Origin of the sequence: Planococcus sp. ANT_H30 (assembly GCF_008369335.1) — a bacterium.
Taxonomy (GTDB): domain Bacteria; phylum Bacillota; class Bacilli; order Bacillales_A; family Planococcaceae; genus Planococcus; species Planococcus kocurii.
On sequence record NZ_VOBJ01000001.1, the window covers coordinates 271,588 to 295,712 of the forward strand.

Below are 24,125 nucleotides of genomic sequence, written 5' to 3' on the forward strand. Positions count from 1 at the left end.
AGGGGAAAAAGTAAAGGGTCTAGAGAAGCCGAATCCCAGCTCTCTAAACCCTTTCTTTTTTAGCGGTAGTTTCGATTAAGCAAACTGCGTTTCTACAACACTTGCACAGCGAAGACACAAGGTTGGATGTGCTTCACTTTGACCAATTTCCTCAGAAATTGTCCAGCAACGTTCACATTTTTCACCTTCAGCTTTTTGAACTGTAACAGAAACTTCGTTCAATTTCACTGCATGTTCTGGTGCTTGTTCTTGCGTTCCACCGTATTCATATTTCGATACAATAAATAATTGAGCAAGATTTTCATCAGTAGAAGCTAATAAGTTCGCAAGTTCTTCATCACCATAAACTGTCACTTTTGCTTCTAATGATTTACCGATTGTTTTAGCTGCACGCGCTTCTTCTAATGCTTTTAAGACATCATCGCGAACATCCATGAAACGGCTCCATTTCTCATCCAATCCTTCAAATGCTGGATTGGAAACAGCTTCTGGGAAGTCAGTTAATTGAACACTTTCTTCTTCTACAAAGCTTAGGTAAGACCATAATTCATCTGCCGTATGTGGAATGATTGGTGAAGACAGTTTCAAAATCGCCATCAGCGAATCAAACATAACTGTCTGCATCGCACGACGATGAGGATGATCTGCACGTTCGATATAAACAACATCTTTCGCTACATCTAAGTAAAACGAGCTTAAATCGTTCGCACAGTAATTGTTCAATGCATGATAGATTGTTGAGAATTCATACGTTTCATATGACTTCCGTACCGTTTCTACCATTTTCTGCAATTTCATTACCATGTATTGATCCATTTCACGCATATCTTCAAATGCGACACGATGCTCTTTTTCATTAAAATCAACTAAATTTCCATGAAGGAATTTCAGTGTATTACGGATTTTCCGGTATACTTCCGATACTTGCTTAAAGTTTTCATCGGAAACACGAACGTCCGCCGTATAATCTACAGAAGCCACCCAAAGGCGCAGAATATCCGCTCCCATTTGGTTCATAACTTTTGCAGGGACAATAACATTCCCGAGCGACTTACTCATTTTGCGGCCGTTGCCATCAAGCGTAAAGCCGTGGCTCAAGATACCTTTGTATGGTGCGATACCATTGATCGCAACACTCGTTGTTAGTGAAGAGTTGAACCAACCGCGGTATTGGTCAGATCCTTCTAGGTAAAGATCAGCCGGGTAATGCAAGTCTTCTCGCTCAACAAGAACACCTTGGTGAGAAGATCCAGAATCAAACCAAACATCCATAATATCCGTTTCTCTAGTAAACAAGCCATTCGGGCTACTTGGATGCGTGAATCCTGACGGCAATAACTCTGCTGCTGAACGCTCAAACCAAATGTTCGATCCGTTTTCGCGGAACAACTTAGCCACGTGGGCAATTGTTTCTTCTGTAATGATGGGATCTCCATTTTCAGCGTAAAACACAGGAATTGGAACGCCCCATACGCGTTGACGTGAGATATTCCAATCTCCACGGTCACGTAGCATATTGTAAAGACGCGTTTCGCCCCATGCTGGAGTGAACGAAGTTTCTTTGATCGCTTTTAAGATTTGGTCACGGAATGCATCGATCGATACGAACCACTGAGCTGTCGCCCGGTAAATTACTGGCTTTTTCGTCCGCCAGTCATGCGGATACGAGTGTGTAATAAACGAAATTTTTTCAAGAGCGCCTGCATGATCAAGTGCTTCTGTGATCGACTTATTCGCTTTTTCATAAAACTCGCCTTCAAACCCAGGCGCTTCGTCTGTCATGACTCCGCGTTCATCAACTGGACAAAGAACATCCAATCCGTATTTCTTGCCGATTAAGAAGTCATCTTCACCGTGACCAGGAGCTGTGTGAACGCAACCAGTACCTGAATCTGTCGTAACGTGTTCTCCGAGCATAACCAAAGAAGTACGGTCATATAATGGGTGTTTTGTTAGGATATGCTCTAGTTCAGCTCCCTGCACTAAGCGAACAACTTCGTAGTCTACCCATTCCAATTCCTCAGCCACTTCTTTTAATAACTCTTGTGCCACAATATAAAGAGAACCATTTACGGAAACTTCCGCGTAATCCAACTTAGCGTGTACAGAAATACCAAGGTTAGCTGGGATTGTCCAAGGAGTTGTCGTCCAGATTACGAAGTTTGTGCCCTCAGCCAATACACCTTTACCGTCAGTGACTGGGAAAGATACATAGATTGAAGGAGATTTTTTATCATGATACTCGATTTCTGCTTCAGCAAGTGACGATTCACTTGATGGAGACCAATAAACCGGTTTCAATCCTTTATAGATATACCCTTTATTGGCCATTTTACCAAACACTTCAATTTGACGTGCTTCGTATGCTGGTTTTAATGTGACATATGGATTTTCCCAATCGCCACGAACACCGATGCGTTTGAATTGAGAGCGCTGGTTATCGATTTGTTGGTAAGCATATTCTTCACATAGCTTGCGGAATTCCGCTAACGACATTTCTTTCCGATTAACGCCTTTGTTTGTTAAAGCTTGTTCGATCGGTAATCCGTGCGTATCCCAGCCCGGAACGTATGGTGCATGAAAGCCCATCATTGAACGAGAACGAACGACCATATCTTTTAGTACTTTGTTTAATGCGTGACCCATATGCAAATCGCCGTTCGCGTACGGAGGTCCGTCATGAAGAATGAAGAATGGACGACCTTTTGTGCGGTCTAGCACTTTCTTGTAAATGTCCATCTCTTCCCATTTTTGTTGCATCTCCGGTTCCCGGTTTGGCAAATTACCACGCATCGGAAAATCTGTTTTCGGCATTAATAACGTATCTTTGTATTCCATTTCCATTCCTCCTATAGGCATAATAAAAAGCCCCCCATCCCTGGTAAAGGGACGAGAAGCTTAAACTCGCGGTACCACCCTTGTTGCAGCTAGATAGCTGCCACTCGATCACCGTAACGTGGCGTAGACGGAATTGGGTACTGTTTTTCACCAATTCTGCTCAAGAGTGATTTTCATCTATGAGGTCGTATCAGGCTCTCACTGTCCCTGACTCGCTAAATCATCCTACATAGCCTACTGTCTCTATCAGCGCGTTTTTTTGTATGTCGTAATTATAGAAGTAGAAAGTCTCAGAGTCAAGAGTTCGACTCTTCTTTATCCTTCTCAATCTTCTCTAAATTCTGTGTGTCGATATCGTATTCTAATAAGGTTTCCCAATCATCTGTTTCAATTAAATCTAATTGAGCTTCAACGAGCATTTTGAAACGATTTTTGAAAATACGAGATTGTTTTTTCAATTCTTCAATTTCAGTAGCAATGCGACGTGCTTTTGTCAACGACTCGTTAACAATACGATCAGCATTTTTCTCAGCTTCCTTGACAATCAACTCTGCTTCTTTCTGCGAGTTGCGTCGAACTTCTTCCGAAGCTTCTTGAGCGACGAAAATTGATTTTTGTAAGGTTGACTCGATTGTATTGAAATGGCCAACTCGTTCGTCGGTTGTGCGTAACCGTTCTTCTAAAGTTGCCTTATCTTTTAACAAAATTTCATAATCTCTCATAATTTGTTCCAAGAATTCATTTACTTCGTCTTCTTGATATCCACGGAACGCCCGGCTGAATTCTTTGTTATGTATATCTAACGGGGATAATGGCATTGAGTAAACCTCTCCTTAACTTGTCATGTTATCTTCCTATTATACAGTTCATGGCGCTAAATTTCAGTATTATTTCGTATTTTTTCCGAACCGTCTAGTTTTTTGCTTCTAAGCGGCCAATCTGTAGTCGAACTTTATCCTTCTTGGTGCGGCCTTCGATCATAATCAACCGAACGCGACCAAAGCCTCTTGAAGAGATCATGTCCGATTCGTGCAGTTCAAATGACGGCTGCTCTTGCAAAGTCCAGTTGACTTTCACTTTTCCACCGTGGATTAACGCCGATGCTTTCTGGCGAGAAATGTGATAAACCGAACTCATTACCGTATCCAACCTCATGGAACTGACCGTATACGATTCTTCAATCCATTCTTCACTCGTCTCGATTAATTCTTTTTCGTTTGTTATTTCGTTTAACTGAACTTTCACTTTTGCTGCACTAACAAAATTACTTTGCATATAAGGACTGATTTCATTCATAACTGCAAGTTGAACACGTTCGTTGTCTATGCGAATGTCTCCGAATTTACTGCGGTCAAGCCCCAATGACATTAATGATCCTAATATATCAGGATGACGCAAGCTGACAAATTTCGATGGATACTTCAATTCAAAAACAGTAATATTAAAATCTTCCTGTTGTGGTTCAAAATAAGAAGGATACAGCAACACTCGTTGTCTTTCTGCATTTTTAAAAACGCCAGACGTCATCATTTTCACGTCGCTCGATCCGATGACTGCTTCAACAATAAAGCGCTGTCGCGGATCGAGAAAATCAGTCAATCTTGGTGAATAGCGGTCTTCAACTTCCCGTAGCCAGCCTGAAGCTTGTTCGATAAACTGCTGTTCTTCTTTTCTAAAATGTTGAAATATCTCTTCCATACGAATGCTCCTTCACATGTGATTGGTTTTTAAGAAAAAAACCTCACATCACGTGAGGTTTTGGGTTAGGCTAAATAATTAAATAATACGATAATGCCTTGACTAGCTAAACTCAAAGTGAATATCGCAACAATTGGTGAGATGTCGATCATACCGATTGGTGGGATAAAGCGTCTGAATATGTCCAAATAAGGATCCGTAATTTTAGAAATCATTTGTCCAAAACTAGATTCTTTTATGCTCGGTACCCAACTCATGAATACACTAACAATTAGAATATAGAAGTAGATATTAATCGCCGAAAGTAATAAATTAACAAAAATTATCATATTATTTTAAGGCACCTTTCTTATTGTTGCTCGTCGTAGTAATAATCTGAAATAGCGCCATCCACTTCTACAGTGTCTGGTACGCATAAGAAAATATCCGTTCCAATACGTTGAATATCTCCACCAAGAGCGTAAACTGTCCCACTCAAAAAGTCGATGATTCGTAGGCCTTGATCTTTTTCAATGCGTTGAAGATTAACAACGACAGCCTGTTTGTTTTTTAGACTTTCCGCTATATCTTGTGCTTCTGCATAAACTCTAGGTTCTGCCAAGCTAACTTTTGAAGATTTTGAAGCACTTTGTAAACTAACTAAATTAGGCACAATGGTCTCCTCTACTTTCTGGCGCCGCTCTTTCGGTGCTTTTTTCGGTTCTTGCATCGCAGCTGGTTTTTCATAACGTGGAGCTGACTTTTGCTGTGTCATAGGTTGTTCGTGCACTTGCTCTTCTTCATACTCATCTAAGTAAAAGAAATTTTTAAATTTGTTTTTCATACTCATCGCTTTGCCTCACTTTCCGACCCGACTAACGCTGTTCCAATTCGGACAAAAGTTGCTCCTTCTTGAGCAGCGATTAAGTAATCATTGGACATTCCCATGGAACATTCTGTACACGGTGCATGGGCCCAGTGTTTCTCTGATACTTGGAGTTGGAGTAATTTTAGTCCTTTAAATGCTTCGCGAATAATTTGTTCGTCTGTAGTGTTTGGCGCCATTGTCATCAATCCAACTACTTGAATTTTATCGAAATCTTTTAGAGATTCAATAAAATCAATTGCGTTTGCAGGATCAATTCCACTTTTTGACTCTTCACCAGATACGTTAATTTGGACAAAACATTTCACTTGGCGACTTGCACGTTTTTGGATTTCTTTCGCTAAACTAGAGCGGTCCAAAGAATGCAAATAATCAATTTCGTTAATAACATCTTTTACTTTTCGTGTTTGCAAATTGCCGATATAATGCCAAGATACATCTTCTTCAATTGCTTCAAGTTTCGATGCCAATCCTTCTGGGCGATTTTCACCCAAATGGCGGATTCCAGCGTGAACTGCTTCTTTCGTACGTTTCACATCCACTTGTTTAGTCACAGCAATAATTTGTATATTATCTTTAATAGCATTTAACTGTCCGGTAATTTCTTTAAAGACGGGTTCAATAGGTTTCATATATTCACAACTTTTCTATAGAAGTCCCCTACATTGTACCAAGTTTCAGCTGATTTATCAATTAAGCTCTTTCCTAAAAAAAACAGCTGCTCAACGGCAGCTGTTTGGATTAACGTCTCTTTTGACGATTGCGTAAGAAAGTCGGGATGTCTAGTGCATCGTCGCTTTGTTTTTCTTGTCTTTGAGGCTCTTGGTTGTAGTAAGGTGGTTGTTCTTCACGACGTTGCTCGTCACGGCGTTGATCTTCGCGACGCGCATCACGAATTGAAGGCGCTGGAGTTTGTTGTTGAATCGACTGCACACGGCTTGAATTCAATCCAGATCCTCTTGGTGTTCTTGGTTGAAGTTGCTCTTCGTTAAATCCAGTCGCAATAACTGTCACGATGATTTCATCTTTTAAGTTATCGTTAATAACAGAACCGAAAATCATGTTTACTTCTTCATCAGAAGCTGATGCAACAATATCAGCTGCTTCTTGAACTTCATAAAGGCTAAGATTAGATCCACCTGTAATATTCATCAAGACACCTTTAGCACCGTCAACTGAAACTTCAAGTAACGGACTTGAGACAGCTTTTTTAGCTGCTTCAGAAGCACGGTTTTCCCCTGAAGATACACCGATTCCCATTAATGCAGAACCTTTATTCGACATAATTGTTTTAACATCGGCGAAATCTAAGTTGATCAATCCAGGAACGGCGATCAAATCAGAAATACCCGATACACCTTGACGAAGAACATTATCCGCTTCACGGAATGCTTCCAGCATTGGTGTGTTTTTGTCAACGATTTCAAGTAAGCGGTCATTCGGGATAACGATTAAGGTATCAACAGATTCTTTCATAGAAGAAATACCGCCGATTGCTTGAGTAGAACGCTTGCGGCCTTCAAAAGTAAATGGACGAGTAACAACACCAACTGTTAAAGCGCCAAGTTCTTTAGCAATTCCAGCAATAACTGGTGCTGCTCCAGTACCTGTTCCGCCGCCCATTCCTGCTGTTACGAATACCATATCCGCTCCGCGCAAAGCTTCTTCGATTTGCTCTTTGCTTTCTTCTGCAGCTTTTTTCCCCACATCAGGGTTAGCACCGGCACCAAGTCCGCGTGTCAATTTCCCCCCGATTTGAAGACGTACTTCTGCTTTTGAAAGGTTCAAAGCTTGAGCATCTGTATTTACTGCAATAAATTCTACACCTTGTACTCCATGTTCGATCATGCGGTTTACAGCGTTGTTTCCTCCGCCACCAACACCAATAACTTTAATTACGGCCAGTGCATCAATATTTGTATCAAATTCCAACATTCTTTTTCCTCCTAAAATTGCTTAGCTTTTATAGTTGCAAGCTAGATGCAACATTGATTTTATTCAAAGAATCGATCAAACATCTTTTTAGCTTTGGTTACGACACCTTCAGAATTTTGCTTTGGCTGCTTTTGTTTTTTAGGTTGCTGCACTTCTTGGTGCTCAACTTTCGCAGTTCCCGCAACAGCTCCACCATTTCCAATACGGCCATAAAAGACATCTTCCATGTATGCATATTGAATTAGACCAACTGCTGTCGTGTACTGTGGTTCACGTACGCCGATAAATTCTGGTGTGAATAGACGAACTCGAGTTTGCAAAATATTTCGAGCGAGTTCTGGAAGTCCATCCAATTTAGCCATACCACCAGTTAAAACAACTCCTCCTGGCAGGTCTTGAACGCCCAAACGATAAAATTCATCTAAAATCAGTTCGAAAAGCTCTTCCAGGCGAACTCCGATTATTTCAGATATGTATTTTTGGTTATATTGTTCTGTTGAATCCGATCCAATAACAGGAACCTCAAATACTTCGTCTTCTGAAGCATCTTCAAAAAATGCATGGCCATACTCAAGTTTAATTTTTTCAGCTTGATCTGTCGGTGTCTTCAAAATAATGGACAAATCTTTTGTTACGTGGTCGCCTCCAACTGGAATAACAGAAGAAGCGGTCAAGTGGCCGTCTTGGAAGATGGAAATAGAAGTAGATCCTCCACCGATGTCAATACATGCTGTGCCATGATTTTTCTCGTCTTCAGTCAATGCATAATTTCCTGCTGCAAGTGGTTGTACATAAATATCGCGGATTTCAAGTCCCGCTCTTTCTACACAACGAAGTACATTGTGTAAAATTGTTTTTGAAGTTGTCACCATTGTACCATCCATTTCAAGGCGGATACCAATCATGCCTCGAGGATCTTTGATTTCACCCAAATGATCAACGATGTATTGTTCAGGAATGATGTTTACTAGTTCCCGCTCTGGTGGAATCGACATAACTTGAGCCGCTTCCAATACACGATCTAGGTCGTCATCGGTAATTTCCCGATTCTCACTGTTTACTGCCACAATTCCTTTAACAGGCTGTAGCACCGCTTTGTTAGCCGGAATTCCTAATACCACTTCATGGATTGACTTGCCGATCATGCGTTCTGCTTGATCGACCGCTTTTTTAATGGATTGCACCGTTGCATCTATGTCAACAATCGCACCTTTTTTAATTCCATTAGATTTCACATTTCCAACGCCAATAACATTCAGTGAATTGTTGGCCATTTCTCCAATTAAAACTTTAATGGATGACGAACCGATATCTAGACTAACGTATAATTCTGATTGACTCAATTCGTGGCACCTCCTTATTAAACTGCTGTACTTATATTCTATTGCAAATCGTGCACCTTGTCTAAGAAAATCGCGAAACTTAAAAAAATTTCCTTCAATTGCTTAAATTGTTTCTCTAACTGCCTTTTTTTCAGCCCATTTTGCTAAAATAATGCGGCGGATGACCGCAATGTTTTGAAATAGTCGAACACCGAATGCAAAAATAGCAGCCAAGTACAAATCTACACCTAAATGAACACCAAGAAAAGCAAGACCTGCTGCAAGGGCGATATTGAAAAAGAATCCTGAAACAAATACTTTGTCATCGTACACTTGTTGCAAGTGGGCACGAATTCCACCAAATAATGTGTCGAGTGATGCCAGTACGGCAATCGACAAATAGTTAGCATATTCAAGTGGAATATGGATATCTGTCAAAAGCCCGAGCGATATACCAAGTATTAAACCTAAAATGGACAGCCACATCGCTATTCCTCCTCTGTTGACTGTAAATATTTGGTGTCTATCACTTCATCATACGCTTCGATGATTAGATCTTTTTTAGGAGCCGAAACGGTCAATGTTAGATTATCGATATAAAAATCATCTAAAATACGTGAAGACAATAAATGATTATACAGCTTTTCTGAGTCTTCCATAGACTCAGAAATTATTTTTATGGAAAACGGAGGCATTTCTACCGGTTTTGCGTTAACCGTCGTTTGACCATTTATATCTCGTATTGCTGTCGTATTAATAATTCGCTTATCGTCGATTGAAACATACAAACCGTTGTAACGATTAATTTCATTGACCAGCCGGATAAGCAAATCCGGAGAGATCCCTTCTATTTCGAAGCCCAACGCAACCGCTTCCATTGAAGGTTCAACGAGAATTTCTATTCCCGGTCCTGTAGTCTCCGTTAAACCAGCTGCATTTCTCAATTCCCCTGCAGTTTCCCGCAAAGCTTGTTCGGGGCTGGCGTTTGTGTCCACATCATATTTGTTCAACGTCTCATCTAACGTGCTGATTTCTGATAGCAGTTGTGAGTGAAGTTGCTTTTCTCTCGACAGTTCTTGTCTTACTTCCCATACATCTCGCGTATCTCGGGCATCAGGTTCATTGATCGTGTTGTATTGCATAGCAGTCATTAAGCCGATTACAAACATAATCACTGTAAATCGGGTAAGAATTCTTTTTTTCATCTAACTCTCCCCTTATTCACGATTCTGTCAGCAAGGCGGCCATTTTAATAACCTGCCCTTCATCCAATGTGACGATAATGTTGTCACTGAGCAGTTGGTCCATAATTCCGCCAGTCAACTCCATCGATGCTGTTAGTACTTCAGGTTCACCGATAGCTTCAATTACGAAAGGAGCAGGATATTGTGCACCATCTACAGTAATGACTGGTCCCGTGCAAACAATGTATGAATTTCCATGAATACGCTGACCATTGATTGAAATAGCCTGTGCTCCTGAGATATACAATTCATTGATTACTTGGAAAACGTGGCTTTCGTGCACAATGTAATCGTTTGGATTAACTGAATTTGAATCATAATCCCCGTCTTGCAATGTCACTTTTAATCCACTTCCCTGTACGGGCACTAAACCGAGATATCTTCGAAGCTCTTTGGCTTCTTCTGCATACTCTGTATAGCGATTTTCGCCATCGGCAAAGGATTTTTCATATTCTTGAACTTCGCTTTGCTTTTCTTGCAATTCATTTTTCAACTCTTTATTGCGCTCTTGCTGATCAATCAACTCTTTTCGGTAGCGTTCTTCCTGTTCGAAAAATGCACCACCTGTAAACTCTGCCGTCTCTCTATTAGCATTTGATAAACTATAGGAATAAGCCATGATAAATCCGAGCACCAAGAAAACCAGGGAAAAAACAACCGATTTGCTAAAACTTTTACGGTTGCTCTTCTTCGGTTTCTTCATCTTCAGGACCCTCCTTTGCAAAACCATAAACATCCGCATAAGAACGGAAGAATATTCCCACTTCCATATCAATTATGCCTTGTTGATCATCTTCTAATTGCGCGATGACAGATGGATAGTAATTCATCTTTTCTGCTAATGTGCTTAAAATACCACGAACTTCATTTCCATCATTCATATATAAGGTCACATAATCCGCGTCTTTTTGCTCAGGATCCAGAATGATTTGGGAAATCAGCTGAAGTACTTCAGGATCAATATCTGTTAGCTGATCAATTAACTTTTCTCGTATTTTCTCATTTTCAAAGTTTGAGTAAATCGGACCATCAACATTTGTCACTGGCTGATCTAAAGCCAAGTTATTCGACAAGACAATCTGATAGCTGTTACCGCGATCTAGATATCCCATTTGAACATATTCCTTTAAATCAATTTCCACACCGGTCAACCAGTTTTTCTTAACCGTCGATTCTTCTACCCACTCCAACTTTTCCAGTTGTTGCGCAACAGTCCCTGCATCAAAAGACCACATCGAATCTCCGATAGCTAGTCCACTTGCAGCTTGGTAGCTTTTTTGGTCAAAGAGAACGGCACCTTTAATAGTGATGGTCTGGATTTCACTGTACTTCGACTGGCTGTATAATAGTACGGCAAGCAAAGTGAGAAAAATGAGCAGCAGCGCCACGAACTTGCGATTGGTTCTTTTTTTTCGCCGCTCGCGAAGCGACGGGATGCGTTCTTCGATATCAATCACTTTGTCCATAATTGCTGCCCCTTATCTATTATTCGTTTGCTTCTGTCATTTGTTGAACTGCTGTAATAAAAGCATCGCCCCGAATTTCAAAACTATCGTATTGGTCCCAGCTTGCACAAGCAGGTGATAGAAGAATTGTATCGCCACTAGCAGATTCTTTAATTGCTTTGTCAACTGCATCGTCCATTTTTCCTGCTTGAACTATCGTTGGCACACCACAATCTTTTGCAAACGCCGTGAACCGCGTTGCTGTTTCACCTAAGGTCACTAATACTTTGACACGATTCATAAATGGACGAATTTCTTCAAGTGAATGGTTTCGCTCTAATCCACCCGCTAATAAGATGATGTTTTTCGGGAAAGCTTCCAATGCGCTCTTAGTCGCTAAAGCATTGGTAGCTTTTGAATCGTTATAGAATTTGCGCCCCTGCCACTCAACAATAAATTGAGAACGGTGCTTTACACCCGTAAATGACGTTAAGACACGTGTAATGGTTTCTTTTGTTCCGCCTTGAATCAAAGTTGCTGCTGTAGCAGCCAAAATGTTTTCCAGATTGTGCTGGCCACCCAACATAATCTTCGAACGTTCAATCAATTTTTCGCCTTGCCAATAAACAAATTGATCGTCTGCACTGATACTTGTAGCGGTGCGTCCTTGCAACGTAAAAGGAATGAGCTGCGCTTTGCAGTTCTTTGCATGCTCGACTAGAATTGGTTGATCTGCATTATAGATAAAGTAATCTTCCGCTGTTTGGTTTTCAGTCAGCTTCATTTTAGAAGTTCGATAATCCTCTATTGATCCATGATAATCCAAATGCGCTTCATACAGATTTGTAATAATTGCGATATCTGGACGGAAATCTACAGTTCCCTTCAACTGAAAAGAAGACAATTCCGTAACAATTATATTTTTTGCTTTTGCTTTTTCTGCGACGCCACTTGCTACTGTTCCAATATTTCCTGCAATTAATGGATTTTTATTGTCTTGGTTGAGCATATGAAACAATAAAGTAGTTGTTGTTGTTTTACCATTAGAGCCCGTAATTCCGATAAAGGGAGCTTCGCTAATTAAATAAGCCAATTCAATTTCAGTCCACACTGGAATTTGCTTTTCTATTGCTGACTCAATCAATACATTGGAATAAGGAATTCCTGGATTTTTGACAACTAATTCAAAGCCCTCTTCTAACAAATCTTCAGGATGTCTGCCACAAATAACGGTAACGCCCATATTCAATAATTCCTGTGCTTCAGGATTTTCTTCAAAAGGCTTAGAATCGTTAACGGTAACAAATGCACCTAGCTTGTGAAGAATACGAGCAGCAGTAAATCCGCTTTTCGCTAACCCTAAAACCAGGACTTTCTTTTGATATAAATGTGGAGCTTCCTTCATTTACATTACCTCCAAAAAGACGGCGATTGCCGCACTGATAAGACCGACTGACCAGAAAACAAGGACCACTTTCCATTCTGACCAACCGCTCAACTCGAAATGATGGTGAATAGGGCTCATTTTAAAAATTCGTTTTTGACGCAATTTAAAGCTACCTACTTGTAAAATAACTGAAGCTGTTTCGATAACAAAAACTAATCCGATTAACAACAACAATAATTCTTGTTTTAGTAAAATCGAGACCATTGCAAGTGCCCCACCTAATGCTAGCGAACCTGTATCGCCCATAAAGACTTTTGCAGGATATTTATTGAAGATCAAGAATCCAAACAGTCCGCCTGTTACAGAAAAAGTGAAAATCGCGATGTCTACTTCGTCTTGATAAATAGCTAATACACCAAATGCAGCAAATGCAATAGACGCTGTTCCAGCTACCAATCCATCTAGACCATCTGTCAAATTAACTGCATTGGAAAATCCAACCAACCAAAAGACGATAAAGAACACGTATAGCCATGATAACTCAAGTGAGATGTCAGTAAAAGGAATAGTGACACCTGTCTCAAAGTCAGTCCCACTCAAAACAAAGAATGAAATGACCGCTATAACGATTTGAGCAATTAATTTTTGTAGCGATGTTAACCCTAGATTGCGCTTTAGTACTACTTTGATAAAGTCATCCAAAAAGCCAATTAAGCCATATCCAAAAAGTACCAACAATAAAATTAGTATTTTAGCAGTTACCAAGTCAGCTAACCAAGCAACTAGCAACACCGTGACAATGATTGAGATTAGGAATACCAGACCGCCCATAGTCGGCGTACCCGTTTTCTTCATATGTGATTCAGGTCCTTCTTCACGTATGCTTTGTCCGAATTTCATTCGTTTCAATAACGGTATAAATACTGGCATTAGTATAACCGTTAACAATAAAGCAATTCCTAAACCCATTACTACATAACTATTCATTTATAGAGCTCCTTTAACACGAGATTACTCGGTTGTTTCGTCTGTTTGTGTTTCTGAAGTTGAATCTACTTCTAGTTCTTCAACTTCAGGGTTAACCGTTTCTTGTAGTTCTTCTTTTGCTTCGGCTTCTGCGCGAGCAGGATAGTATATTTCAGGTGGATGAAGTTCGATGACTACTGGCTCATTTTCCTTCACCAGTTGGCCTTCTTCAACACTTTGCGTTAAACCATATCCTTGCCCAGCAATTTCTAGCGACAATCCGCTTAAGGATTGATATGCGAGTAGCTCGCGTTTAGACCATCCACTGAAATTAGGCAAAGCCGTTTCCCCAGAAGTTTTTAAAATCACCCGTCCACCTTTTAACACTGTACTCCCAACTTTTGGGTACTGAGAGATAACTTCTCCAGTATTTCCGGTAACAATAACTTCTAGTCCTAATTCTTTTAATTCTTCTGTGGCTTCGGTTACGGACTTGCCTGTATATTCTTCAACAGGCATCGTGGTCGCTTTCGCCATATTTTCTGGCTCAATATTTAAATACTTTAAGCTATTTTCCATGACAGATGTAAAAATCTTGGCGACCGGTACAGAACCATATTCATCGGCCGGTACGTTCGGTTGTTGAACACCAATATAGATCAGCAATTCCGGATCTTCAGCAGGTGCCATACCAAGGAAAGAAAACAAATAATTGTTTCGCCCTTTTAAATAGCCACCGCCTTCTTTTGGAACTTGGGCAGTCCCTGTTTTGCCTGCTATTGTGTAATCTTGCAATGCAAATCCTCGTGCTGATCCTACTTCAGAAGTGACAGTTGAAGCTAAAACTTCTCTAACTTGATCAGCTGTTTCAGCTGAAATGGGTTGTCCGGCTTCTTGCGGTTCACTTTTAACAGTGACTTTTCCTGTGTCGGCATTTTTAATCTGATCAATAACATATGGTTTCATCATAACGCCGTCATTTGCAATTGCCGATGCTGCTTGAATCATCTGAATCGGAGTCACTGTAGACCCTTGTCCGTATGCGGTCGTCAATTTATTGATCGGATATTGATCCAATATTTTTCCAGTTGCCTCTTTCGGTAAGTCAATGCCTGTTTTTTCACCAAAACCAAAAGCATCCACGTAAGTCATAAAGGTGTCTGCTCCGAGTCGTTCCAGTAAATATGCCATTGATACGTTAGAGGAGCGTTGGAAACCTTCTAGAAACGAGATAGTTCCCCATCCTTCTCCACTGTTATGGTCACCAATCGTACTGTCCAGTAAGGTGTAAGTCCCTGATTTGTAAGTTGCGTCAGGGTCCCATTTGCCTTCTTCGATTGCAGCAGCAAGTGTAAACATCTTCATTGGAGAGCCAGGTTCAATGGTCAATTCGATGCTTTCGTTCAGCCAGTTATCAGATAAACCTTCTCGCGTATTGGGATTAAATGTCGGACGCTGAGACATTGCTAAAATTTCACCTGTTTTTGGATCAGCGATTACAGCGATCATACGTGTCGGATCGTATTCCTCTTGCACACTGGTCATTGCGTCTTCTAAAAAATTCTGCAAGGTTTTATCTAATGTCAGTTGGACATCTGCGCCATTAACTGCTGGAGTAATAACAGATTCATTATTCGGCAAGAGGAATCCCCATTTATCGGTATCGAATTCCATTTTCCCGTTTTTACCGGTTAATACTTCGTTGTGTATCGATTCTAGTCCGATTCTACCGGTTGTTTTTGTTTCACCATCTTCTAACTCTTCTTTCATGGCATAGCCGATTAAATGCGAAGCAAAGACACCGTTAGGATATAGTCGTTTTAAATCTCGAACAAATAAAAGACCTGGAATGTCTGCTTCTTTCATTTCTAGCATCTGTGTATGACTGATTTCACGACCAGCAGAACCGAATTCCACTTGATAACGGTCTTTTTCAATCCCTGTTTTCAAAGTTTCTAAAATACTTTCTTCCGAAGCATCCAAATACCCCGCCAATTTCTCAGCAGTTTCTTCGGCATCCACTACATGCTGCGGGTCGCTCGCTTTTTGAGTAACCGATTCGTCGAGTACTGCAACCAGTTTATATGTCAATGTGTCTTCAGCAATAATTTCTCCATTACGGTCGATGATACGTCCACGTTCAGCAGTTAACACTTCTTCTTGGCTGTATTTCGCTGCAGCTTTAGCAGCGAGTTCTTGCCCTTCCACTTTACCCGTGGCTTGTATTGTGACAATTCTTGCCAGTAAAAGGAAAAAGAGCCCTGCAAATAACAAAAACAGCAGAAAGGCTCCTCCTTGAAATCGAAACTTTTTTTTCATTGTCCAGGCACTACCTTTACATTTTGCTCATTTAACTTAAGGCCAAGTTCTTTTGCTTTTGACCAAATGCGCTCATAGGAAGATAATTCGCTCACCTGTACCGACAAATCTGTGTTTTGCTTCGTTTTTTCATTGACTGATTGTTCAATTGTTTGAATTTCTTGAGTTGACGCTTGAATCGTTGACTGATTCTGCAAAACCAGCAATGCACACATAATACAAACTGTTATAAAAGTCGAATATAAAATTTTTTCACCTTTAGTAATTAAACTTTTTTTTCTTGCCGGTTGCTGACTCGGATTTTGAGGAGTGGCCGGCTGTTGGATATAAATTTCAGTTCTTGCATTCAGTGCCATCTGAACACGCCCTTACTCGTTTATTTTTTCTGCAATTCGTAATTTAGCGGACCTTGATCGATTATTATGTGCTAGCTCTTCTTCTGAAGGCAGTATAGGTTTTCTAGTAATAAGTTTTAGGATTGGCTCCATTCCCTCTGGAATTACCGGTAAATTCGGCGGCAATTCAGGAAGTGAAGATGCTTCTTTAAATATGGCTTTACACAGTCGATCTTCAAGCGAATGAAAAGTGATTACACTAATTCTTCCACCGATTGAAAGAACATTGACTGCGTCCTGCAGAGAAGTTTCAGCAGCGCCAAGTTCATCGTTCACTGCGATACGAATGGCTTGAAATACACGTTTTGCAGGATGACCGCCCTTGCGACGAGCAAAAGCAGGAATGCCTTCTTTGATGCATTCGACCAATTGGCCAGTTGTTTCAATGGGTTGCTTTTCTCTTGCAGCTTCGATTTTGCGTACGATTTGTTTAGAAAATTTTTCTTCACCATAGCGATGGAAAATTCTTACTAAATCTTCGAAAGACCATTCATTTACTACATGATAAGCGCTAAGTTCAGCACTTTGATCCATTCGCATATCCAGAGGCGCATCATTATGGTAACTAAAGCCTCGCTCTGGTGTATCCAATTGTGGAGAAGAGACGCCTAAGTCATAAAGTATGCCATCGACTTTTTCCACTCCACGCATTTCCAATTCTTCTTTTAAAAACTTAAAGTTGGCATGGATAAAGGTGATTCTATGTAAATAATCTTGTAGTTTTTCTTTTGCATGAGCTATTGCCGTTGCGTCTTGATCGAAACAATATAAATGACCTTGGTCAGATAATTGCTGAACCAAATATTCGCTGTGTCCTGCTCCGCCCAGCGTACAATCCACATATATGCCATCAGGACGAACGTTCAGACCATCGACAGTTTCATGCAGTAAAACCGTGGTGTGATTGAACAATCCATTCCCCCCGTTCACTTTTTAAAAGTCAAAATCAGTTAAATTTTCCGCGATTTCATTAAAGGAATCTTCGGATTCTGCAAAATAGCTTTCCCATGAATCTTTTGCCCATATTTCAAAACGATTGGAGACACCTAAGATAATGCATTCTTTTTCAAGTTTAGCATGAGAAATTAAGGTTGTCGGTATATTGACGCGTCCTTGCTTATCAAGTTCCACTTCTGTAGCGCCTGAGAAAAAGAACCGTGTAAAAGCACGAGCGTCTTTTTTAGTGACTGGCAACTCTTTAAGCTTTTCTTCAATTTTCTGCCATTCGTCCATCGTGTAGCCAAATAAGCATTGATCCAGGCCGCGGGTGATGACAAAACTGTCACCTAACTGTTCACGAAACTTGGCTGGCACAATTAGCCGTCCCTTTGCATCAACGCTATGTTGATATTCGCCCATGAACATACCCTTCACCCCACTTATTGTAATAAATGTACCACAATCCCCCACTTGTCACCACTTGTTTTTGAAATATTTCAAGTTTGTTACAGGAAAATATCTCAACAAGTTATTTTGACATAAAAAAAGCCTACATATGCAGGCTTTTTCAGTCAAATATAAATAATCTTATGATTTTTGTCATAACAGAGCGGAAGTGCTAAAAGATCTTTCACAAGCCCAGTTCCATACTGATTCATGTAAACAAATGGACTGTACACGCGTTCTTGAAATCCATCGTTAGGTAATAGTTCGTTTTCAATAGCGGTGTAATGACCAAATTCAATACTGTTTTGAAGTATCACTTCATCCTGCAGTTTATGCTTCAAGAAATTTATTTGTTTACTGTGCAACTGTAAATTCTTTTCAACGATTGGGGTCAATCCTTTACTGATTGAAGAAAACTGTTGATTGATTTTATTGTACATTTCGTCAATCTGTTGTTGAAGTTCGTCAATTAACGCTTCTGCTTTTTGCTCACGAATCGATCCCATCAAATTATTTCTCATCACAGTAATTTGACGATCGCTGACGACAGCATCAAAGTCCAATTCGTATTTCTCCAGCAAACGCTGTGTTTGACGATTTATCAAGGTTAAACTCAAGCGCGGCATAATGACTGGTAGTTCCATACTAAACAATGCAAAAGCGTCTTTTAAGGCCGCCCAATAAGCGATTTCCCCAGGTCCTCCGACAAAAGCCAAAACCGGAAAGACCATTTCCTGCATCAACGGGCGCGTTACGACGTTATTGCTTAAAAGTTCTGGATTGTGTTGAGCAATTTCCAAAAGCTGCTGTTGAGTATAGCGGATGGCGCCATTATTTGCGACAAACTCTTGATTTTGACGTTCTAGTAATAGACGCTCTCCTTTTACCGTAATAAACAGATTGGCTGCCGTTTTTTCTGTTCCAATTACTGCACTGTAACCGTCTTGTACCAATGATTGTTCTGCTGCTGTAACCGATTCCGTAATTTCAGCTGCCTGTTCAATCATTTTTATAAAGTAAGGAGATTCGTATTTGCGTAGTTCTTCATTTGCAGCATCAATATAAAGCAAGCCTTCTTCTTGGAAGAAATAGCGAAGAAGCGACGCAAAAAAGTCGGTAAAGGAAATAGACTGCTCCAATAACCCAAAAGCCAAATCATGAATTTCTTTAGAATGCTCAGTTTCGGGCATGCTGCGAAAATATTCTTCTAAAAAAGAAGCAGTTTTAGATTTATTAAGCTTTGCAGCAGACGCTGAGCTTTTGCCATATTCAGCGTGTGGGATATTCAATTTGTCCACTCGCCCACTGACTTCCCGGTACAGATGACTAATTTCAGCCAAATCATGATCTTCACCAGCAATCCAAAATAACGGCACTACAGGTGTCTCTAATTGGTGTGAAGCTTGCTTTGCTAACATGATGACCGATATCGCTTTATGTATCGTATATAAAGGTCCTGTTAAAATACCTGCTTGTTGTCCTGTGACCACTACTGGTGCACCGGCTTCAAAATACTCTACGTTGTGTTCTGCTGCTTTAGACATTTCACTGCGTCCCATATAAGCTCGCATAATGCCTGCTAGTTTCTGGCGATCAACAGAATGGTTTTGCAGTTTTTTCAATCTTTCAGGAAATGATGCCATTTGCGGATCGTATGAAAAATAATGGCGGATTGACGATTGCCTATTTATATAATCACTCATTAGTTTACTCGTTGGCTCTACGTATTGTTCCTCTACCTTCATAAAAAAAAGTCCCCTTTTCCCTTTACATTCAAATCTACTATAGCAAACGCATCACTTAAAGAAAAAAAATACGCTTGCTAAATTGATTTAACAATAACTGTCACTAGGCCAATTAGCCATACGACCGCGTAAAGAGAAGCTAGCAGCAAAAAGTACGTTCTCCATAGCTTTCGAAAAAACGGAATGATTTCAATTTCCTTAGCAGTTCTCCATTCAATGATTAAAAGAATAATGGCCAATACTAGCGCCACAAAATAAATATACGCAGAGATAGAATATCCCCATAAAATTTCTACACAAGCCGGCACGGAAAAAAACAAGACAAATGTTGTTATATCCGATGCTAAGCCTAACGCTTTTCTTTTTCTTCTTTTCAGTGAAAGAAAATAAATAACAGCGAAAAGGAGAAAAGGAATATAAAGAAAAACAGTTCCAATTGTAGATATTATCGTCATTTTGCTACCTCAACTGTTTTCAAAAGATGATATAAAGATTTAAAGAGTGGCAATTCCAACTTCGTCCGATTTAACACATACAACATCAATCCCTCAACCTCCATTGGATCACCCGCTAGACGGTCTGCCAGCATTCGTGATATAGCATTAGGCTCTGCCGCACACGACGCTGCTACAAGTTCAATAGGTTGTAACGATTCAATTTCTGGAAATGCGAGATAAAGTTCGTTATATAGATTTCTAAACAACTCATAAGCATGGGGATTAGTAACCAGCTCACCGTTTTGAATTTTCATCATAGCTGTTAGTGGATCGATTAAACTGGCAAGCAACACATTTTCAAATAGCTGCGCTTCCACACTTTCTACCCAAATAGCTTTCCAACTCGCCGCCTTTAGAAGACTTTGGAATTCCTCCACGTGACCTTTGACTAATCCGAATATCACTTGTGGAGTTTTGTCGAAGTGAATTTCAGTGTCACTCAATTTGACACAATCCGTTTCCAGAATTGCTGCTGCAATATGGCGATGTGATAAAGTTTTCGCTTTTTCTAAAAACAGCATTCCTTGTTGCAGAAAAATAATTTTATTGCTTGCACACCGAATTTTCAACAATCTTACTATCGGTGACAGCTCTTCGTAAGTGCTTGTCAACACAACAAAAGCATCCGAATCAATGTGCTCGAGATCCGTATAAGCGGTCAGTTGCTGACGATTTTCACCATGTATAATTCCGTTCTCATTAATCAACGCCACTTGTTCTTGCTGTTGCGAAATCACTTGCACTTCATGACCGGCTTTTTTTAATAGATAAGCCGTCAACAATCCGGTGACTCCAGCTCCAATAATTGCAAATTTCATAAAATCACTCCTTACAGTGCCAAAAATTTTCTTAAAAAAGAAGCCTGCCCATATTAGGCAGACTTCCAATAATAGTTTTTATTATACAGGATAAATCGGATGTTTTCGATATGGCAACGGCAAATCTTTTGTTTCGTAAAAAGATAGACGCTGTGAAAGGACTGAACGCAATTGATAAGGTGCCACAATTTCGTCGATAATCATTTCAGATGCCAAGCGATAAATATCGATTTCTTCTTTGTATTCTTGGTGTTTTTCTTGAACGTACTTAAGTCGTTCTTTTGGATCTTCAATGGCTTCAATTTTATTTGAATAAACAGCGTTTACAGCCGCTTCCGGACCCATTACTGCAATTTGCGCTGTTGGCAATGCGATACAAACGTCCGGCTCGAATGCAGGACCTGCCATCGCGTAAAGACCAGCTCCGTATGCTTTTCGCACAATAACTGAAATTTTCGGTACAGTTGCAGAACTCATCGCAGCGATAAACTTCGCGCCGTGGCGAATAATACCGGCACGTTCTACTTTCGTTCCAATCATAAAGCCAGGAACATCAGCGAGGAACAGTAATGGAATCGAGAACGCGTCGCAAAGATTGATAAATTTAGCGCCTTTATCAGCAGAATCACCGAATAATACGCCACCTTTTACTTTTGGCTGGTTGGCCAGAATACCGACAACTTGTCCGTCAATACGCGCGATACCAGTAATCAATTCACCGGCAAATAATTTTTTAATATCAAAAAAGCTACCTTCATCGACTACTTGATCAATCAGTTCATACATATCAAACGGCGCATTTTGGTTTTCTGGGATGATTGCTTCTAGCGATCGCCCTGCTTTCGCTGCTTTAGCCGCAATTTTTTCAGGCTTGATGGCAAAGTTTGATGGGAAGTTCGTCAAGTAGCGGCGTGCTTCTGAAATGGCTTCTTCTTCAGTTGTCACTAAAACATCGCCCACACCACTAACCGTACAGTGCATACGGGCGCCACCCATTTCTTCAAGCGACACTTTTTCACCGATAACTTTTTCCGCCATGCGCGGTGATCCTAAGTACATAGAGGCGTTGCCTTCAACCATAATGACGATGTCACAGAAAGCTGGAATATAGGCACCACCCGCAGCAGATGGACCAAATAGTAGACATACTTGTGGAACCATGCCGGACATTCTTACTTGGTTATGGAATATTTTACCTGCACCGCGGCGATTTGGGAACATGTCCAGTTGATCTGTAATACGCGCACCCGCAGAATCCACTAAGTACAGCATCGGTACTTGCATTTTTTCTGCTGTTTCTTGAATGCGAATAATTTTTTCAACAGTACGTGAACCCCAAGAACCTGCCTTAACAGTAGAATCATTCGCCATCACACAAACTGTTTCGCCGTTTACTTTACCGATAGCTGTGACAACGCCATCAGCTGGCAAGTCAGCCGCCTCTACATTAGCAAAACGCCCATCTTCCGCGTAGTTTTCATCATCAAATAATAATTTCAACCGATCACGGACAAAGAGTTTATTGCTTTCTTTCATTTTGTCGTGATATTTTTGCTGCCCCCCAGCAAAAATCTTTGAAAGTTTTTGTTCTAGACGTTCGTTATATCCTGTTGTTTCAGTCGTTTTTGTCATTTCGTTGTCCCCTTTGCTTAACCGATTATTCTCCGACAGTCATCAGTACGTCGCCCTCATTAACAAAGCTGCCGACTTCCACATGAATTTTCTCCACTTTGCCGCCAACTTCAGCTTCTACTGGAATTTCCATTTTCATCGATTCGATTGTTAAAACCGCCTGCCCTGCTGTTACTGCCTGTCCTTCAGCTGCTAATATGTTTAATACCGTTCCTGCCATTGACGCTTTTAGTTCTTTCATAATGTGTGTTCCTCCTTTGTTTTTTCCATCCATTCCGGTAATACTGCCGTTGCATAATTGCCTGAGACAAATTGTTCTGATCCAATAAATTCCTTAAATAAAGGAATATTGGTTTTTACGCCATTAATTGTAACACGATTAAAAAAAGTTTGTGATTTTGATAATGCATCTGCACGATCACTACCGTGAATGATGATTTTCGAAATCATCGGGTCGTAAAAAGGAGTTACTTGATTGCCTTCTTCATAGCCAGTCTCAATTCGTGCGCCTTCCCCCCACTGGAGTTTTTCAAGCTTTCCAGGAGACGGGAAAAAAGTTTTAGGATCTTCTGCGTAAACCCGGTACTCAATAGCGTGTCCCTTCGTTTGGATCTTGTCTTGAGAAGGTAGTTTGCCCCCGTCAGCTACAGTCAGTTGCCACTCAACTAAATCTAGCCCCGTAACTTCTTCAGTAACCGGATGTTCTACTTGAAGACGCGTGTTCATTTCAAGAAAATAAAATTCATTATTAGAATCGACGATAAATTCGACGGTTCCAGCATTCGTATAATTCACGGCTTTTCCTGCTTGTAATGCAGCGGCGCAAAGCCGTTCACGAACATCCTGCGGCAAATTGGGCGAAGGCGATTCTTCAATCACTTTCTGGTTGCGGCGCTGAACTGAACAATTTCGTTCATATAAATGAACGAGATTGCCGTGATGATCCCCAAAAATTTGTACTTCGATGTGACGCGCATCCGCGATAAACTTCTCCAGATACACAACGTCATCTCCAAAATAAGCTTTGGCGCGATTTTTTACCGAGTCGAATTGTTGAGTGAGCGCTTGCTCATTTTCACAGCGAACCATACCAATACCACCACCACCTGCACTTGCTTTTAACATTAATGGATAACCAATCTCCACCGCTTGTTGCAAAGCTTCTTCAAGCGTCGTCACGCCTTCTTCAGTTCCTGGAACAACCGGTACTCCTGCTTGAATCATCGTTCTACGAGATTCGATCTTATCACCCATTTTTTCGATGATGTCGCTTGAAGGGCCGATAAAAATCATTCCGGCTCGCGCCACTTTGCGTGCAAAATCGGCATTTTCCGACAGCAGACCATATCCCGGATGGATAGCATCAACTCCACGTTTTTTAGCTTCTTCAATAATTTTGTCGATTTGTAAATAAGACTGTACGACCGGATTTGGACCGATCAGTACAGCTTCAGTCGCTTCACTGACGTAAGGCAGATCCCCATCTGCTTCAGAGTGAATAGCGACTGTCTCGATTCCAAGGCGATTGCATGTCCGAATAATTCGACGTGCGATTTCTGCCCGGTTCGCGATTAGGATTTTCTTCATATTTGAAATACCCCCTATGTTTTCTCCCTTCTATAGCATATACGAA

The 24,125-nt window shown here is 40.6% G+C and carries 24 protein-coding genes and 1 other annotated feature; all 24 genes read right to left on the bottom strand.

Going from position 1 to position 24,125, the window contains the following annotated elements:
• Positions 1 to 75: 75 nt before the first annotated feature.
• Positions 76 to 2,838, bottom strand: a complete 2,763-nt coding sequence (gene ileS, locus FQ085_RS01375; RefSeq protein ID WP_149455748.1) for an isoleucine--tRNA ligase — start codon at positions 2,836 to 2,838, stop codon at positions 76 to 78.
• Between the two features lie 44 nt (positions 2,839 to 2,882).
• Positions 2,883 to 3,097 (bottom strand) — a binding site (T-box leader).
• A gap of 37 nt (positions 3,098 to 3,134) precedes the next feature.
• Positions 3,135 to 3,656: a DivIVA domain-containing protein gene (locus FQ085_RS01380; RefSeq protein WP_058384881.1), complete on the bottom strand. Its 522-nt coding sequence runs from the start codon at positions 3,654 to 3,656 to the stop codon at positions 3,135 to 3,137.
• 94 nt (positions 3,657 to 3,750) lie between these two features.
• Positions 3,751 to 4,536: a YlmH family RNA-binding protein gene (locus FQ085_RS01385; RefSeq protein WP_149455749.1), complete on the bottom strand. Its 786-nt coding sequence runs from the start codon at positions 4,534 to 4,536 to the stop codon at positions 3,751 to 3,753.
• A gap of 65 nt (positions 4,537 to 4,601) precedes the next feature.
• Positions 4,602 to 4,865 carry a YggT family protein gene (locus tag FQ085_RS01390; RefSeq protein ID WP_058384879.1) on the bottom strand — a complete coding sequence of 88 codons (264 nt, stop codon included), beginning with the start codon at positions 4,863 to 4,865 and terminating at the stop codon, positions 4,602 to 4,604.
• A 20-nt stretch (positions 4,866 to 4,885) separates the two neighbouring features.
• Positions 4,886 to 5,365, bottom strand: a complete 480-nt coding sequence (locus FQ085_RS01395; RefSeq protein ID WP_058384878.1) for a cell division protein SepF — start codon at positions 5,363 to 5,365, stop codon at positions 4,886 to 4,888.
• Positions 5,362 to 6,033 (bottom strand): YggS family pyridoxal phosphate-dependent enzyme, encoded by a 672-nt coding sequence (locus FQ085_RS01400; RefSeq protein WP_058384877.1) that lies wholly within the window; start codon positions 6,031 to 6,033, stop codon positions 5,362 to 5,364. The genes FQ085_RS01395 and FQ085_RS01400 overlap by 4 nt, the downstream gene beginning before the upstream one ends.
• Before the next feature lie 109 nt (positions 6,034 to 6,142).
• Positions 6,143 to 7,336, bottom strand: coding sequence for a cell division protein FtsZ (gene ftsZ, locus FQ085_RS01405; RefSeq protein WP_071153620.1), 1,194 nt, complete (start codon positions 7,334 to 7,336; stop codon positions 6,143 to 6,145).
• A 59-nt stretch (positions 7,337 to 7,395) separates the two neighbouring features.
• A complete protein-coding gene (ftsA, locus tag FQ085_RS01410) occupies positions 7,396 to 8,679 on the bottom strand; it encodes a cell division protein FtsA (protein ID WP_058384875.1) in 1,284 nt (427 codons plus the stop codon).
• A 102-nt stretch (positions 8,680 to 8,781) separates the two neighbouring features.
• Positions 8,782 to 9,144 carry a small basic family protein gene (locus FQ085_RS01415; RefSeq protein WP_149455750.1) on the bottom strand — a complete coding sequence of 121 codons (363 nt, stop codon included), beginning with the start codon at positions 9,142 to 9,144 and terminating at the stop codon, positions 8,782 to 8,784.
• A 2-nt stretch (positions 9,145 to 9,146) separates the two neighbouring features.
• The gene (locus FQ085_RS01420; protein WP_149455751.1) at positions 9,147 to 9,863 is read right to left on the bottom strand and encodes a DUF881 domain-containing protein; all 717 of its coding nucleotides are present in this window, start codon (positions 9,861 to 9,863) and stop codon (positions 9,147 to 9,149) included.
• 16 nt (positions 9,864 to 9,879) lie between these two features.
• Complete coding sequence (locus tag FQ085_RS01425) at positions 9,880 to 10,605, bottom strand: DUF881 domain-containing protein (RefSeq protein WP_058384872.1); 726 nt, start codon at positions 10,603 to 10,605, stop codon at positions 9,880 to 9,882.
• Entirely contained in the window at positions 10,577 to 11,368 is a 792-nt protein-coding gene (locus tag FQ085_RS01430; RefSeq protein ID WP_058384871.1) for a cell division protein FtsQ/DivIB, read from the bottom strand. The genes FQ085_RS01425 and FQ085_RS01430 overlap by 29 nt, the downstream gene beginning before the upstream one ends.
• 19 nt (positions 11,369 to 11,387) lie before the next feature.
• Positions 11,388 to 12,752, bottom strand: a complete 1,365-nt coding sequence (gene murD / locus FQ085_RS01435; RefSeq protein ID WP_149455752.1) for a UDP-N-acetylmuramoyl-L-alanine--D-glutamate ligase — start codon at positions 12,750 to 12,752, stop codon at positions 11,388 to 11,390.
• Positions 12,753 to 13,721 carry a phospho-N-acetylmuramoyl-pentapeptide-transferase gene (gene mraY, locus FQ085_RS01440; protein ID WP_149455753.1) on the bottom strand — a complete coding sequence of 323 codons (969 nt, stop codon included), beginning with the start codon at positions 13,719 to 13,721 and terminating at the stop codon, positions 12,753 to 12,755. It lies immediately after the preceding gene.
• Between the two features lie 24 nt (positions 13,722 to 13,745).
• Positions 13,746 to 16,019, bottom strand: coding sequence for a penicillin-binding transpeptidase domain-containing protein (locus tag FQ085_RS01445; protein ID WP_058384868.1), 2,274 nt, complete (start codon positions 16,017 to 16,019; stop codon positions 13,746 to 13,748).
• On the bottom strand, positions 16,016 to 16,375 hold the full coding sequence (ftsL, locus tag FQ085_RS01450) for a cell division protein FtsL (RefSeq protein WP_058384867.1): 360 nt from the start codon (positions 16,373 to 16,375) through the stop codon (positions 16,016 to 16,018). Before ftsL ends, FQ085_RS01445 begins: the two co-directional genes overlap by 4 nt.
• Positions 16,376 to 16,387: 12 nt before the next feature.
• Positions 16,388 to 17,326 carry a 16S rRNA (cytosine(1402)-N(4))-methyltransferase RsmH gene (rsmH, locus tag FQ085_RS01455; RefSeq protein ID WP_058384866.1) on the bottom strand — a complete coding sequence of 313 codons (939 nt, stop codon included), beginning with the start codon at positions 17,324 to 17,326 and terminating at the stop codon, positions 16,388 to 16,390.
• Positions 17,327 to 17,347: 21 nt separating this feature from the next.
• Positions 17,348 to 17,779: a division/cell wall cluster transcriptional repressor MraZ gene (gene mraZ, locus FQ085_RS01460; RefSeq protein ID WP_058384865.1), complete on the bottom strand. Its 432-nt coding sequence runs from the start codon at positions 17,777 to 17,779 to the stop codon at positions 17,348 to 17,350.
• A gap of 146 nt (positions 17,780 to 17,925) precedes the next feature.
• A complete protein-coding gene (gene bshC, locus FQ085_RS01465) occupies positions 17,926 to 19,545 on the bottom strand; it encodes a bacillithiol biosynthesis cysteine-adding enzyme BshC (protein ID WP_149455754.1) in 1,620 nt (539 codons plus the stop codon).
• Positions 19,546 to 19,622: 77 nt separating this feature from the next.
• Positions 19,623 to 20,000, bottom strand: a complete 378-nt coding sequence (locus tag FQ085_RS01470; protein WP_058384863.1) for a DUF3397 family protein — start codon at positions 19,998 to 20,000, stop codon at positions 19,623 to 19,625.
• Complete coding sequence (locus FQ085_RS01475; protein ID WP_149455755.1) at positions 19,997 to 20,860, bottom strand: ketopantoate reductase family protein; 864 nt, start codon at positions 20,858 to 20,860, stop codon at positions 19,997 to 19,999. Before FQ085_RS01475 ends, FQ085_RS01470 begins: the two co-directional genes overlap by 4 nt.
• Positions 20,861 to 20,941: 81 nt before the next feature.
• Positions 20,942 to 22,492 carry an acyl-CoA carboxylase subunit beta gene (locus FQ085_RS01480; protein WP_078080573.1) on the bottom strand — a complete coding sequence of 517 codons (1,551 nt, stop codon included), beginning with the start codon at positions 22,490 to 22,492 and terminating at the stop codon, positions 20,942 to 20,944.
• Between the two features lie 25 nt (positions 22,493 to 22,517).
• Positions 22,518 to 22,733 carry a biotin/lipoyl-containing protein gene (locus tag FQ085_RS01485; RefSeq protein ID WP_058384860.1) on the bottom strand — a complete coding sequence of 72 codons (216 nt, stop codon included), beginning with the start codon at positions 22,731 to 22,733 and terminating at the stop codon, positions 22,518 to 22,520.
• Entirely contained in the window at positions 22,730 to 24,079 is a 1,350-nt protein-coding gene (locus FQ085_RS01490; protein ID WP_058384859.1) for an acetyl-CoA carboxylase biotin carboxylase subunit, read from the bottom strand. The genes FQ085_RS01485 and FQ085_RS01490 overlap by 4 nt, the downstream gene beginning before the upstream one ends.
• Positions 24,080 to 24,125: the final 46 nt, after the last annotated feature.

Excerpts from the sequence above, each read along its gene's own strand:
- ileS (WP_149455748.1), bottom strand. The coding sequence starts at position 2,838 with ATGGAATACAAAGATACGTTATTAATGCCGAAAACAGATTTTCCGATG.
- FQ085_RS01380 (WP_058384881.1), bottom strand. The coding sequence starts at position 3,656 with ATGCCATTATCCCCGTTAGATATACATAACAAAGAATTCAGCCGGGCG.
- FQ085_RS01385 (WP_149455749.1), bottom strand. The coding sequence starts at position 4,536 with ATGGAAGAGATATTTCAACATTTTAGAAAAGAAGAACAGCAGTTTATC.
- FQ085_RS01390 (WP_058384879.1), bottom strand. The coding sequence starts at position 4,865 with ATGATAATTTTTGTTAATTTATTACTTTCGGCGATTAATATCTACTTC.
- FQ085_RS01395 (WP_058384878.1), bottom strand. The coding sequence starts at position 5,365 with ATGAGTATGAAAAACAAATTTAAAAATTTCTTTTACTTAGATGAGTAT.
- FQ085_RS01400 (WP_058384877.1), bottom strand. The coding sequence starts at position 6,033 with ATGAAACCTATTGAACCCGTCTTTAAAGAAATTACCGGACAGTTAAAT.
- ftsZ (WP_071153620.1), bottom strand. The coding sequence starts at position 7,336 with ATGTTGGAATTTGATACAAATATTGATGCACTGGCCGTAATTAAAGTT.
- FQ085_RS01415 (WP_149455750.1), bottom strand. The coding sequence starts at position 9,144 with ATGTGGCTGTCCATTTTAGGTTTAATACTTGGTATATCGCTCGGGCTT.
- FQ085_RS01420 (WP_149455751.1), bottom strand. The coding sequence starts at position 9,863 with ATGAAAAAAAGAATTCTTACCCGATTTACAGTGATTATGTTTGTAATC.
- FQ085_RS01425 (WP_058384872.1), bottom strand. The coding sequence starts at position 10,605 with ATGAAGAAACCGAAGAAGAGCAACCGTAAAAGTTTTAGCAAATCGGTT.
- FQ085_RS01430 (WP_058384871.1), bottom strand. The coding sequence starts at position 11,368 with ATGGACAAAGTGATTGATATCGAAGAACGCATCCCGTCGCTTCGCGAG.
- murD (WP_149455752.1), bottom strand. The coding sequence starts at position 12,752 with ATGAAGGAAGCTCCACATTTATATCAAAAGAAAGTCCTGGTTTTAGGG.
- mraY (WP_149455753.1), bottom strand. The coding sequence starts at position 13,721 with ATGAATAGTTATGTAGTAATGGGTTTAGGAATTGCTTTATTGTTAACG.
- FQ085_RS01445 (WP_058384868.1), bottom strand. The coding sequence starts at position 16,019 with ATGAAAAAAAAGTTTCGATTTCAAGGAGGAGCCTTTCTGCTGTTTTTG.
- ftsL (WP_058384867.1), bottom strand. The coding sequence starts at position 16,375 with ATGGCACTGAATGCAAGAACTGAAATTTATATCCAACAGCCGGCCACT.
- mraZ (WP_058384865.1), bottom strand. The coding sequence starts at position 17,779 with ATGTTCATGGGCGAATATCAACATAGCGTTGATGCAAAGGGACGGCTA.
- bshC (WP_149455754.1), bottom strand. The coding sequence starts at position 19,545 with ATGAAGGTAGAGGAACAATACGTAGAGCCAACGAGTAAACTAATGAGT.
- FQ085_RS01470 (WP_058384863.1), bottom strand. The coding sequence starts at position 20,000 with ATGACGATAATATCTACAATTGGAACTGTTTTTCTTTATATTCCTTTT.
- FQ085_RS01475 (WP_149455755.1), bottom strand. The coding sequence starts at position 20,860 with ATGAAATTTGCAATTATTGGAGCTGGAGTCACCGGATTGTTGACGGCT.
- FQ085_RS01480 (WP_078080573.1), bottom strand. The coding sequence starts at position 22,492 with ATGACAAAAACGACTGAAACAACAGGATATAACGAACGTCTAGAACAA.
- FQ085_RS01485 (WP_058384860.1), bottom strand. The coding sequence starts at position 22,733 with ATGAAAGAACTAAAAGCGTCAATGGCAGGAACGGTATTAAACATATTA.
- FQ085_RS01490 (WP_058384859.1), bottom strand. The coding sequence starts at position 24,079 with ATGAAGAAAATCCTAATCGCGAACCGGGCAGAAATCGCACGTCGAATT.